The following is a 13,162-nucleotide window of genomic DNA, read 5'->3' on the forward strand; positions in this document are numbered from 1 at the left end:
CTTCCTATGTGGACTTAGATCAACTCCGGCGAGTTACGGACGAAACTTCCGGCCAGGTGCTTAGACCTTCAGCTGGGCGGTCAGCAGCGCGGGGGCCTCGGCCAGCGAAGGGCCGTACCAGGTGAGGTGCCGTCCAGAGACAAGCGCGCAGGGTATGCCCGGGAACGATTCCGGGCCGTCGTCCGCGGTGAAAAGGTAGGGCTCGTCGGGCAGCACCACCAGCTCCGGCCGCCGGTCGCGGATTTCATGGAGGGTGGGCCGCGGGTATCGGTCGGGGTGGTCGGCGTACAGGTTGGTCACGCCGAGCCGCCGCAGCATGTCGGTCGCGAACGTGCCGCCGCCGACCACCACCCACGGCTTGCGCCACACCGGCACCACCGCCCGGCGCGGCGGGCCGGGCCTGACGGCGGCCCACGCACGCCGGGCCTCGGTCAGCCAGCCCGGTTCGCCGGCCGCGCCAAGCACGGCCAGCATGTGCGCCAGCTCGGTCATCGCCTCCTCGACGGTCCGCGGAAAGGTGACGTGCACACCGATCCCCGCCGCCCGCAGCGCGTCCGCGTCCTCGACCCGGTTCTCCTCCATGTTCAGCAGCACCAGATCGGGCCGCAGCGCCCGCACCCGATCGAGATCGGGGTACTTGCTCCCGCCCACCCGTGCCACGTCCAGTCCGGCCGGATGCGTGCAGTAGTCGGTCGCCCCGACCAGCACCTCCGGCACACTGGCGGCTACCGCCTCGGTCAGCGACGGCACCAGCGACACGACCCGCATTCGGCCATCGTCGCACCGCGGGTACGGCCGGCGTCTTGCCGCCCAGCAGACGAGGGCGCGATCACCGACCTCGTCTCGGTTGGCCTGGTCTGGGGGCCACCAGTTGGTCGGCGAGGGCGGAGCGGCGGTAGAGCACCGAGCGGCCGTGTCGGGCGCTGACCAGGAGTCCGCCGTCGCGTAGGGCGCGCAGGTGTTGGTTGACGGCCGTGGTGGTGACGCCGAGGCGTGCGGCCAGTTCGGTGGAGGAGGCGGGTGTCTCGAGGTGGACGAGTAGGCCGGCGCGCGTGGCGCCGATGATCGCGGCGAGGGCGTCGGGCGCGGGCAGCGGCTGGGGTTCCCACAGGGTGGCGAGGCCGCGGGCGGCGTACAGGATCATCGGTGGCTCGGCGGCCGAGATGGGCGTCGACGCGTTGGTGGTCCACAGGGTGGGCACGAGGGTCAGCCCGCCGGTGGTCGGGCGGGCGTAGTCCAGTTTGGAGCGCAGGCGCACCTCGACCACGTTGTCGACCAGCCGCACCGTGGGTGACAGGTCGGCGAACATCGCCGCGAGCCCGCGCTGGGCGATTTGCCGTCCGCGGTACGTGACGTCGCCTTCGAGTAGCGCCCGCATCCGTGGCCAGTGCGGCTCGAAGCAGCGCTGCCAGTAGCCGGTGAGCGCGTCGACGACGCGGGTGAGCACCCGGGGTGCGGATCCGCGCAGTGGCCGGGGGAGCGGGCCGGCGCCGTGTACGGCGCGCAGGTCGCCGCGCACGGTCGCCGGCTCGGTCCGGGCCAGCCGGGCCAGCTCGTCGTCGATGCGGGTCAGCGGCGAGTACGGGCGTGGGTTGAGGAAGTCGGGGGTCCACAGCCGGTCGTTGGTCAGCGCGGAGAGCGTGGCCTCGTCGAGGTCGGCGCGCGTCTCGTCCAGGGCGTGCAGCCAGCGCAGGTGCAGCGGAAAGCGGCCGGGGTCGCGCCAGGCGCGCAGTGACAGCACGAGTTCGTTGAGCGGGGATACCGCGAACCGCACGTCGGCCAGGTCCATGCCGACCAGCTCGTACCGGACCATGAAGAGTAACGCTACATCGTTGGTGGCCTGGCGCGGTCTCCTGCGAGAACTGTGGGCGTGCTTATTGTCGCGAGCCGTTCCACCGTGCGGCGCACGCTGCTGCCGGACGACCCGGTTGCCCGGGCGCTGACCTGGTCGACCATGTCATCCGCCCTGTCCAGGGGTGTGTTCTTCAGCGTCAGCGTGCTGTTCTTCACCCGGGTCGCCGGGCTCACCCCGACCACTGTCGGTTTCGGGCTCACGATCGCCGGCGCCGCGGCGGTCGCCGCGTCGCTGGGCGCGGGCTACCTGGCCGGCCTGGTCGGCGCCCGGCGGGTCCTGCTGTTCAGCACCGCCGGGCAAGGGCTGGCGCTGCTCGCGTACCTCGTCGTGAGCTCACCGACCACCTTCGTCGGTGTCGCGTGCGCGGCGGTGGGCCAGCAGGCCATGCAGCGTACGGCGCTGAACACGATGATCGCCCAGAGCTTCACCGGACCGGAACGGGTCGAGGTGCGCGCCCGCCTCCGCGTGGTCATGAACTGCTTCATCGGCGCCGGTACGGCCCTGGCGGCGGTGGTTCTGGCGATCGGCACGAGGCCGGCGTACCTGCTGGCGATGGCGTCGACGGCGGCGCTGCTGTTCGTCTCGGCGCTGTCCGTGCGCCGGGTCACCACGCCCGGCCCGTCCGGCCCGCCGCGGGTGACGCATCGACGCCGCTCCCCGCTGAGCGACCGCACCTATCTCGCCGCCACCGCGCTGAACGCGGTGATGACCATGCAGTTCGGCATGCTGACGGTGGGCGTACCCTTGTGGATCGCCGGATGGACGACGGCGCCGGCGGTCACCGTCGCGGTTCTGCTGGCCCTCAACACCGTGATCGTGTCTCTGCTCCAGGTCTGGGCGGCGCGTGGCGCCCGCGACCTCCCGGCGGCCGGGCGGTCCGTGGCCGGAGCCGGTGCGTTGCTGGCCGTCGCCTGCGGGTTGTACGCGGCGGCCACCTACGGCGGCGTCGCGATGGTCGTGGTGGTGCTGGCGCTCGCGACCGTGGCGCACAGCCTCGCCGAGGTCGTCTCCGAGGCCGGCAGCTGGACGCTGGCCTTCGAGCTCGCCGACCCGGACAACGCCGGCGCATACCAGGGGGTCAGCCAGACCGGCGCAGCCCTTGGGTCGATGCTCGCGCCGCTGGTCGTCACCGCCACCGCCATCGAGCACGGCCGGGTCGGGTGGGTCGTGCTCGCCGCGCTCTTCCTCGCGGCGGGACTGTCCACAAGGGAACTCGCTCGGCGGCAGGCCACATAATGAGGGTGGCTCTCCCGTCGCTTCATGATCGAGTTCTGTCAGAGCGAGGATCTCGCCGCGTCGTCGTGGTGGGCTGTGAGTGGCCGTACGGTGCGCGAGGGCGATACGAGGCTTCCAGCGTAGCTGTGTCCTCGTTGCTGAGGGTCAGGTCGACGGCGGCGAGGGCGTCGTCGAGGTGGTGGGGTCTGGTCACGCCGATGATGGGCGCGCTCACCGGTGTCTTGCCCAGCAGCCAGGCCAGCGCGATCTGGGCGGGCGGCCTGGTGTGTCTGGCGGCGACCGTGCGCAACGCGTCGATGATGTCGGTGTCGTTGTCGTCGACGCGCTGCGATCCGTCGGCCCGTTCGGCGATCGCGCGAGGTGTGTCGCGTGGACCGCCGGCGAGCAGCCCTCGGGCCAGGGGGCTGTACGGCAGGACGCCGACGCCCTGGTCGGCGCAGAAGGGGATCATCTCCCTCTCCTCCTCGCGGTAGGCGAGGTTGTAGTGGGTCTGCATCGAGGCGAATCGGGTCCAGCCGCCCGCTTGTGCGGTGTACTGGGCCTTCGCGAACTGCCAGGTATACATCAGTGACGCGCCGAGGTAGCGCACCTTTCCCGCCCGGACGACGTCGTGCAGTGCCGCCATGGTCTCCTCGATCGGTGTCTCGGGATCCCACCGGTGGATCTGGTAAAGGTCGATGTAGTCGGTGCCCAGCCGCCGTAGCGAGGCGTCGACGGAGTCCATGATGTGTTTGCGGGACAGGCCGCGGTCGTTGGGACCCGGCCCCATCGGGAAGAAGAGTTTGGTCGCGAGCACGTAGTCGCTGCGCCGGGCGAACAGTTTGTCGAGCAACCGCCCGGTGACCTGTTCGCTCACGCCGCCGGAGTACATGTCGGCGGTGTCGAAGAAGGTCACGCCGGCGTCGACGGCGTGCCGGACGATCGGTTCGGCGGCGTCTTCGGACAGAAACCACGGCTCGGCGGCTGGATTGCCGAAGCTCATCATGCCCAGGCCTATGCGTGACACCTTCAGACCGGACGAGCCGAGCCGGACGTACCGCATTGTGTTTCCTCTCGATCGGTGTTGATGGACGGCTGTTGGTGGATCGCGACCGCGGCGGTAACCAGAGCCACGCCGAGCAGGTCATGGACCGTCGGCGGTTGGGCGAGTAGGAGCAGGCCGATGACCGTGGCGGAGGCCGGCAGGATGCTCAGCATCAACGCGAATGTCGCGCGGCGCAGCCGGGCCATGGCGAGTTGGTCGGTCACGTACGGGATGACCGAGGAGCAGACGCCTACCGCGACACCGGCCAGCAGCCAGTCGGGGTGGTCGAAGGCGGGCGCCGCGCCGGACAGGCATAGCGGCGTGGTCACGATCGCCGCTATCAGCATGGCAACACCGAGCTGGTCGACGCCGTCCCACCGGGAGCCGTCGCGCGGTCCGGTGTTGGCGACCCGGTGGCCGAGGGTCACGTAGAGCATGAACAGCGCGCAGTTCGCGAAGGCGAACCCGAACCCGAGTGGCGCGCCCGCCAGCCGGATGTCGGTGAGCGTAAACACGCCGGCCACCGCGAGCCCAAGCGCGAGTGTGTTACGCGCGCTTCTGAGCCCGGCGGCGGCCAGGACGATGACACCGAGGAACTCGATCGAGCCGACCGTGGCCAGTGGTAGCCGGGCGATCGCCAGGTAGAACGTCGTGTTCATCGCCGCCAGCACCACGCCCAGCGCCAGTAGGACCCGGTGTTGCGTGGCGGTCAACCGTCGCAGCAGGCGCCATGGGCGGCGCCACACCGCGAACACCAGGGCTGCGCTGGTGATCCTGAGCCAGGTAACCCCGAACACATCCAGCCGGGCGAACAGCAGCACGGCGCACGCCGGGCCGAGGTAGTGGAAGACGGCACTGACCGCGATGAACGCCGGCGCCGCCAGCCCGGCCGGAAAGCCGGACGGGCTCGCCGACGAGCTTCGCCCGCCTGCCGCCGCCGGTTCTTTCACCCGAGTATCTTCCAAAGCGGGGAGCGGACCGTGAAGGGCAAACTGAAGGCTGGAGGCGTGATTTGCCTAGAGAGTCAAGGCCAGAAGGTGCAAATTCCTTGGACGGCCGGGCGAGGCTCCTGGACGCCGTCAACATGCGTGTGTTGTCCGAGTTGCAGGCCAATCCGCGCATGTCGATGTCGGAGCTGGCCCGCCGCGTCGGCATGTCCGCGCCGGCGGTCACGGAACGGGTACAGCGGCTGGAGACCACAGGCGTGATCGTCGGGTATCGGATGGACATCGACCCCGCCGCGCTCAACATGCCGGTAGCCGCTCTGCTACGCATCCGGCCAGGCCCCGGCCAGCTTCCCGCGATCGCTCGGGCCGCACGCGAAACGGCGCAGGTCGTCGAGTGCTATCGGATCACCGGAGAGGACTGCTTCCTCCTCAAGATTCACGCACCGTCCATCGGCGAACTCGAAGAAATCCTCGACCGGTTCCTCCTCCTCGGACAGACCACCACCTCCATCGTGGTCTCCACGCCCGTACCCGCTCGGCCGCTGCCTACCGCAGCGCCTGAATAACGCGCCCCGGCCACGCGACGCCGTTGCGGTCCGCCGTCGCGTCATGGGATGTCTTTATGGTCGGTCCAGCAGCCCGCGTCTAGACGCGGCCGGGAAACATGCCTTTCACAAGGCGTTTCCTTGACGACGGCTGCTGGTCGGCTCTCGCCCAGGTCGCAGGGGTTTTCGAGACATGGGATTACCTGCTACGGTCTGGCTCCGCGTAGACCACCCGCATGATCCGCTGACCTTCCAGCGGAATTTCTGCGATGCTGCCCGCCCGGATGCATCTCCTATGTCAGGGAGCAACGAGATGCCGACGGCGCCGGCGCGAAAGGTTGATACAGATGTACCAAGAGGTCAGGTTCGATCCGGCGATCGTGGACGCGGCAATCGCCGGGGACCAGCGGGTCTTAGATGACCTTGTAGCGGGATGTCTGCCGTTGGTTTACAACATCGTCGGCCGCGCGATGAGCGGGCACCCGGATGTCGACGATGTCGTGCAGGAGACCATGCTGCAGGCGGTGCGCGGGCTGCCCAGCCTGCGCGACCCGCAACGGTTCCGGCCATGGCTGGTGACGATCGCGATCCAGCAGATGCGCGGGCGTTGGCGGACCAACAGCCGTTCGGTGCCGCGCGCCAATCTGGACGTGGACGTCACCGACCCCGGGGCCGACTTCGTGGACCTGACCATCGCCAAGCTCGGCCTGCAGGGCCAGCGCCGGGAGGTCGCCGAGGCGACCCGGTGGCTCGACGACGACGACCGTCACCTGCTGTCCCTGTGGTGGCTGGAGGCCGTCGGTGAGCTGACCCGCACGGAGCTGGCGGTCGCACTGGAACTGACACCACACCAGGCGACCGTGCGGGTACAGCGGATGAGGCAGCAGTTGGACGCGGCCCGCGCGATCGTGCGGGCGCTGCGCGCATCGCCGCGGTGCGGACAGCTTGCCCATCTGGCTCGCGGATGGGACGGCCTGCCCTCGACGTTGTGGCGCAAGCGGTTCGCCCGTCATACCCGCGAGTGCGACAGCTGTGCCGATGGTTGGACCGATCTCGTGCCGGCCGACCGGCTGCTGGTCGGGTTGTCCCTGGTCCCGCTGCCGGTAGTGTTCAGCCTGCCCGCGTTGCAGGCTGCCACCGAGGCGTTGACTCATGCCGGTAGCGGCCATTTGTCTGGTTGGTTGGCCAAGCTCGGATCGGCGCTGTCCGCGAAGCCGGCGGTGGCTGCGGTGGCCGCCACGGTGGTGCTCGGCGGTGGCACGGCCGCGGCGTACGGGGCCGGGGCGTTCGAGGCGCCGCCGGCGGCCACGGCATCGACGTCGTTCACCGTGCCGACGGCGTCTGCGGTTCCGGGGTCGGCGCGACCGACCGCCAGCCCGAGCGCGGCCACGTCGCCATCCTCCTCGCCGGCCAGCCCGAAACCCACCGCGTCGCCGACGGCGTTGCCTTCCGGCCGGTTCCGGTTGCTGCCGCCCGGCGCCAAGCTGCCATCGGGTGCACAGTGCGCCACCGTGGTGCGAGCCAAAGCTATCCGCGAGAACAAGGCGGCCAACGCCACGGCCAACAAGACCATGGGGCACACCGTGCCGGGCGCCAGCGCCCCGCTGACCCGCGTCGACGGCAGGTTCACCGGCACCACCGAACAGATCCTGCGCTGGACGGCCTGCAAGTGGGGTGTCGACGAGGACATGGTCAAGGCGCAGGCCGCTATCGAGAGCTGGTGGCATATGAGCAACAAGGGCGACTGGGGCACCGACGCCTCGCGCTGTCCGGCCGACCACGGTCTCGGGGTGGACGGCACCCCGGGCAAGTGCCCGGAAAGCTTCGGGATGATGCAGGTCCGCTACCCCTACAACACGTCGGCGTTCCCGGGCGTCGAGAAGTCCACGGCCATGAACCTCGATTACGGGTACGCCGTCTGGCGCAGCTGCTTCGAGGGCAAGATGACCTGGCTCAACACGGTCGAGCGCGGATCCCAGTACAAGGCGGGGGATGCGTGGGGCTGCATGGGCGTGCACTTCTCCGGGCGCTGGCACACCGACGCCGCCGAGGGGTACATCAACCGGGTCAAGGACTACCTGGCCCAGCGGATATGGACCACTCGCAACTTCCAGCAGCCCTGATCGCGGAAACCGCGAACGGTTCTCCCCTGGAGAACTACATGACCAACGCCCCTGCCCATCGAGGTCCCCACTTTCGGCCTCGACGTCGGTGGCTCCGTCGACGGCTCGAACCGACGTGCCGGCCCGCACGACGCGGTCGTCCTGGGAGGACTGACCCGTAGGTCGACAGGGTCGTCGCTCACGCTCGGCCCTCGACCAACCGAACACCACGGGAAGATCCTCAACATCATTTTGTGGAGTTTCTGCGATGTTGCCTGCCCGGGTGCATCTCCTACATCAGAGGGCATCGAGATGCCGAGGTAGTGGCGTGAAAGGTCGATACAGATGTACTCAGGGGAACAGTTCGCCACAGCGGAGGCTGGTGAATGAACGGGATGCACCGGGAACACCGTGCCAAGACGAAGCCCACGGCCGGCGGGCGCCGCGGGCGTCACCGCCGTCGTTGGATCGCTACCGGTCTGCTGCTCGGCCTACCCGCCCTCGTCGTGCCGTATGTCCTGTTCGTTAAGGACGACTCGCAGGCCGCGACGATCGACGGCGGTGCCTACTACCGGTTGATTTCCGTGCGCAGCGGCAAGGCGCTGGACGTCAACGCCTTCTCCACCGCCGACGGTGCCCGTATCCAGCAGTGGACCGACCAGAACACCGCCAACCAGCAGTGGAAGCTGCGATCCACGGGGGACGGCTACTTCGAGTTGGTGAGCCGCAACAGCGGCAAGGTGCTGGGTATAGCGGGCGACTCGACCGCCCAGGCGGCCGCCGCCGAGCAGCAGACCGACAACTCCTCCACCTCCCAGCAGTGGCGGATCGACGATGCGCGCGGTTCCGACGCCGTCACCTTCACCTCCCGCAGGAGCGGCCAGGTCCTGGACGTGTACGGAGACTCCACGGCCGACGGCGTGGCAGTCATCCAGTGGCCCAGCCACGGCGGCACCAACCAGCGGTGGAAGCTGGTGAAACTGGCCCAGACACCAACGGCCCAGACACCGACGGCCGCCACCCCGACGACCGCCGCCCCGACGGCCGGGACCGGCACGACGGAGCCCAAGACCCCGACCGGACCGTATGTGTGGAACAACGCCCAGGTGGTGGGCGGCGGTTACGTCACCGGGCTGGTGTTCAACCCGGGGGAGAAGAGCCTGCTGTACGCGCGCACCGACATGGGCGGCGCCTACCGCTGGGACGTCGCGGCCGAGCAGTGGATCCCGCTGACCGACTGGGCCGGCGAGAAGGACTGGAACCTGTTGGGCATCGATTCGGTGGCCACCGACCCCGTCGAGCCCAACCGGCTCTACCTCGGGGCGGGCACCTACACCAACGAGTGGGCCGGCAACGGCGCGATCCTGCGCTCCACCGACCGGGGCCGCACCTTCCAGCGCACCAATCTGCCCTTCAAGCTGGGCGCCAACGAGGACGGCCGCGGGGCGGGTGAACGGCTGGCGATCAACCCCGCGACCCACGGCACCCTGCTGCTGGGCACCCGCAAGAACGGCCTGTGGCGCAGCACCGACTACGGCGCGACATGGAGCCAGGTCTCCTCGTTCCCTGTCAAGGACGGGGCCAGCAGCGGCGCGGGCATCTCCTTCGTCACGTACGGTCCGGCCGGGAGCAAGACGGTTTATGTCGGCGTCGCCGACACGTCCACCTCCCTGTACCGCTCCACCGACGGCGGCAGCACCTGGCAGGCCGTCTCCGGGCAGCCCAGCGGCCAGATGCCGCAGCACGGCGTGCTCTCCGGTGACGGCTCGCTGTACCTGACGTACACCAACGTCGTCGGACCCAACGGCGTGACGGCGGGTTCGGTGTGGAAGTACACGCCGGCCGGCGGGGCGTGGAAGAACATCTCCCCGTCCCAGGGCAGCTACGGGTTCTCCGGTCTGGCCGTCGACCCGCGGAAGCCGTCCACGGTGATGGTCACCACCCTCGACCGCTGGTGGCCCGAGGACGAGATCTACCGGACCACCGACGGAGGCACGACCTGGAAGGCGCTGGCCGCGAAATCGGTGCGGGACGCCGCCATCGCTCCCTACGTCGGCACCGGAACCGGGCACTGGATGACCGTCCTGGCCATCGATCCTTTCGACTCCGGCCACGTGTTGTACGGAACCGGCAACGGCATCTGGCGCAGCAAAGACGCCGCCGCCACCGACACCGGCGGCACCAGCCACTGGACCGTCGGCGCCCGCGGGCTGGAGGAGACCGCGCTGCTGGACGTGATCGCCCCTCCCGGCGGCGCCCACGTCATCACCGCCATGGGCGACCAGGGCGGTTTCCGGCACGACTCCCTGACCGACCTGCCCGCCCAACATCTGCGGAACCCGGTGATGGGCAACAGCACCAGCATCGACTTCGCCCAGTCCAACCCCGCGACGATGGTCCGCGTCGGCCGTGGCGGCGCGCAGGACGGCGCCTACTCCACCGACGGCGGCACCAGCTGGCACGGCTTCACAGCAGAACCCGTGGCCAGCGCCGACACCGGCCAGGTCGCGCTCGCGGCGGACGGCTCCACCATCGTCTGGACCCAAACCGGTCAGGCCCCGCATCGCTCCACCGACAAGGGAGCAAGCTGGTCAAAGGTCAGCGGGCTGGGCACCGACGCCGTGGTCGTCGCCGACCGCTCCACGGCCAACACCTTCTACTCACTGGCCGGCGGCACCCTCTACGCCAGTACCGACGGCGGCGCGAGCTTCACCGCCCGCGCCACCAACCTGCCGACCGGCCGGCTCACCGCCGTTCCCGGCATCGCCGGGGACCTGTGGATCGCCGGCAGCGCCAGGGGACTGCTGCACTCCACCGACGGCGGCCGCACCTTCACCACACTCACCACCGTGCAGACCGCCTCCGCCCTCGGCTTCGGCAAAGCCGCACCAGGCGCCTCCTATCAAGCCCTGTACCTGATCGGCACCGTAAAAGACGCCACCGGCGTCTTCCGCTCCACCGACAAGGGCGCCACCTGGCTCCGCGTCAACGACGACGCCCACCAATGGGGCAGCATCAGCGGCTCCGGCGTCATCACCGGCGACCCCGACACCTACGGCCGCGTCTACATCGGCACGAACGGACGCGGCCTGCAGTACGGCGACCCGTCCTGACCCCTACACCCGAGCGGGGCCGCAGGCACACTGGCCTGCGGCCTCGCCATGGCCGAGGCGGGCGTGGCCTCTCCGGTCTGGCCCGTCATCAGGAGACAGGCACGCTTCCCTATGAACCGACCCTTTGGTAGCACTTGGCGACTGTGGTGTAACGACGGCGGCACACGGGGGTAACGTGCGGTCGCGATCGTCACGATGTGGGCGCGACGATCGAGACCCATTGCCCGTACTGCTCGCTGCAGTGTGGCGTGCGGATGCGGGTCGAGCCGTCGCGCGCTCCGGTCATCGAGCCGACCGAGTTTCCGACCAACCGGGGTGGCCTGTGCGCCAAGGGTTGGAGCGCGCCGGAGCTGCTGGACCACCCGGACCGCCTGACCACGCCCCTGGTCCGCGACGATCGGTCCGGCCCGCTGCGACCGGCGAGTTGGGATGAGGCGCTCGACCGCGTCGTCGCCGCGATCCGGCGGGCGCAGCGGGAGTACGGGGCGGCGGCGGTGGGCTGCTTCGGCGGCGGCGGGCTGACCAACGAGAAGGCGTACCAGCTGGGCAAGTTCGCGCGGGTGGCGCTGCGGACGCCACATATTGACTACAACGGCCGGTTCTGCATGTCCTCGGCGGCGACGGCGGCCAACCGGGCTTTCGGCATCGACCGGGGACTTCCCTTCCCGCTGGCCGACATCGCCGAGGCCGACGTGGTGTTGCTGGTGGGCAGCAACCCGGCCGACACGCTGCCGCCGGCGATGCAGTACTTCGACGCCGGGCGGGCCCGTGGAGCGGCGCACATCGTGGTGGACCCGCGCCGTACCGCGACCGCGCGGGGCGGCACTGTGCACCTGCAGCCGACGCCCGGCACCGACCTCGCGCTGGCCAACGGGCTGCTGCACATCGCGATCCGCGAAGGCTATGTGGACAAGACCTATGTGGACGGCCGCACCAGCGGCTTCGACACGGTGGGCGCGGCGGTGGCCGCGTGGTGGCCCGACCGGGTGGAGCGGGTCACCGGGGTGGGAGAAGCGCAGCTGCGCCGTACCGTCCAGCTGTTGGGGACGGCGACGTCCGCGATGATTCTCACCGCGCGCGGTGCTGAGCAGCACAGCAACGGCACCGACACCGCCCAGGCGTACATCAACCTGGCCCTCGCGCTGGGGCTGCCGGGACGGCCGCACTCCGGCTACGGGACGATCACCGGCCAGGGCAACGGGCAAGGCGGGCGGGAGCACGGCCAGAAGGCCGACCAGCTGCCCGGCTACCGGCGCATCGACGACACGGCCGCCCGGGCGCACGTCGCGGCCGTCTGGGGGGTGGATCCGGCAGACCTGCCCGGCCCGGGCGTCTCGGCCGTGGAGATGCTCGACCGGCTCGGCACCCCTGGTGGGGTGCGCGCGCTGCTGGTGCTCGCCTCCAACATCGCCGTCTCAGCTCCGGATCGCGACCGGGTAGTCGCACGACTGTCCGCTTTGGACTTCCTGGCCGTCTCCGACATGTTCCTGTCCGACACGGCGGCGCTGGCCGACGTCGTGCTGCCCACCGCGCAGTGGGCCGAGGAGGACGGCACGATGACCAACCTGGAGGGGCGGGTGATCCGGCGCCGCCGGGCGCTGGCACCGCCGGACGGGGTGCTCGACGACCTGGCGCTGCTGGCCGCGCTCGCCGAACGGCTGGAAGCCCCCGGCCGGTTCTCCGCCGACCCGCGCACCGTCTTCGACGAGCTGCGCCGGGCCAGCGCCGGCGGCATCGCCGACTACGCGGGCATCTCGTACGAGCGGATCGAGGCGGAGCGGGGCGTCTTCTGGCCCTGCCCGGCAGCCGACCATCCGGGCACGCCGCGGCTCTTCACCGACCGGTTCGCCACCGCTGACGGTCGGGCTCGCTTCGTCCGGGTGGACCACCACGAGCCGGCCGAATCGCCGGACCAGGAGTACCCGTACGTGCTCACCACCGGCCGCATCATGCAGCAGTACCAGAGCGGCAACCAGACCCGCCGGTCCCGCTCGCTGCGGCTGACCGCGGACGACCCGAGGGCGGAGATCCACCCCGACCTGGCCCGCCGGCTCGGCATCGGCGCCGCGGACCTGGTCGAGCTGCGCACCCGCCGCGGCACGGCCGTCTTCCGCGCCCACCTGACCGACACGATCCGGCCGGACACGGTCTTCGTGCCCTTCCACTGGGGCGGACCGGCCAGCGCGAACGCGTTGACCGACCCGACGCTCGACCGCCACTCGAAGATGCCCGCGTTCAAGTGCTGCGCCGTCGCGATGCGCCGGATCGGCGGGCCCGACGACCGTTCGCCGGCCACGCCACCGCCCACACACCTATCTCCGTCCAGAAGGGACAGTTGAC

At 70.2% G+C, this 13,162-nt stretch carries 9 protein-coding genes; 5 read left to right on the forward strand and 4 right to left on the reverse strand.

Annotated elements, in window-relative coordinates:
- Positions 1-60: 60 nt before the first annotated feature.
- Entirely contained in the window at positions 61-768 is a 708-nt protein-coding gene (locus tag QMG73_RS19205) for a helical backbone metal receptor (protein ID WP_281897522.1), read from the reverse strand.
- A 61-nt stretch (positions 769-829) separates the two neighbouring features.
- A complete protein-coding gene (locus QMG73_RS19210; protein WP_281897525.1) occupies positions 830-1,813 on the reverse strand; it encodes an ArsR/SmtB family transcription factor in 984 nt (327 codons plus the stop codon).
- A 57-nt stretch (positions 1,814-1,870) separates the two neighbouring features.
- On the opposite strand from QMG73_RS19210, the gene QMG73_RS19215 reads away from it, so the two are divergent.
- Positions 1,871-3,091: an MFS transporter gene (locus QMG73_RS19215; protein WP_281897527.1), complete on the forward strand. Its 1,221-nt coding sequence runs from the start codon at positions 1,871-1,873 to the stop codon at positions 3,089-3,091.
- 22 nt (positions 3,092-3,113) lie between these two features.
- On the opposite strand, the gene QMG73_RS19220 is transcribed toward QMG73_RS19215, so the two are convergent.
- Both QMG73_RS19220 and QMG73_RS19225 read right to left on the reverse strand, forming a co-directional pair.
- Positions 3,114-4,133, reverse strand: coding sequence for an aldo/keto reductase (locus QMG73_RS19220; protein ID WP_281897529.1), 1,020 nt, complete (start codon positions 4,131-4,133; stop codon positions 3,114-3,116).
- Complete coding sequence (locus QMG73_RS19225; protein ID WP_407676824.1) at positions 4,100-5,065, reverse strand: EamA family transporter; 966 nt, start codon at positions 5,063-5,065, stop codon at positions 4,100-4,102. Before QMG73_RS19225 ends, QMG73_RS19220 begins: the two co-directional genes overlap by 34 nt.
- 98 nt (positions 5,066-5,163) lie before the next feature.
- Here QMG73_RS19225 and QMG73_RS19230 point away from each other — a divergent pair, with 98 nt between their 5' ends.
- The 4 genes from QMG73_RS19230 to QMG73_RS19245 all read left to right on the forward strand — a co-directional run bounded on the left by QMG73_RS19230 (position 5,164) and on the right by QMG73_RS19245 (position 13,161).
- On the forward strand, positions 5,164-5,628 hold the full coding sequence (locus tag QMG73_RS19230; RefSeq protein ID WP_281897531.1) for an Lrp/AsnC family transcriptional regulator: 465 nt from the start codon (positions 5,164-5,166) through the stop codon (positions 5,626-5,628).
- A 326-nt stretch (positions 5,629-5,954) separates the two neighbouring features.
- A complete protein-coding gene (locus QMG73_RS19235) occupies positions 5,955-7,730 on the forward strand; it encodes an RNA polymerase sigma factor (RefSeq protein ID WP_281897533.1) in 1,776 nt (591 codons plus the stop codon).
- A gap of 365 nt (positions 7,731-8,095) precedes the next feature.
- Entirely contained in the window at positions 8,096-10,822 is a 2,727-nt protein-coding gene (locus tag QMG73_RS19240) for an RICIN domain-containing protein (protein WP_281897534.1), read from the forward strand.
- Positions 10,823-11,019: 197 nt separating this feature from the next.
- Entirely contained in the window at positions 11,020-13,161 is a 2,142-nt protein-coding gene (locus QMG73_RS19245; protein WP_281897536.1) for a molybdopterin oxidoreductase family protein, read from the forward strand.
- The last annotated feature ends 1 nt before the right edge of the window (position 13,162 follow it).

It is taken from the genome of Phytohabitans aurantiacus, assembly GCF_027923225.1.
GTDB classification, from domain to species: Bacteria; Actinomycetota; Actinomycetes; order Mycobacteriales; family Micromonosporaceae; genus Phytohabitans; species Phytohabitans aurantiacus.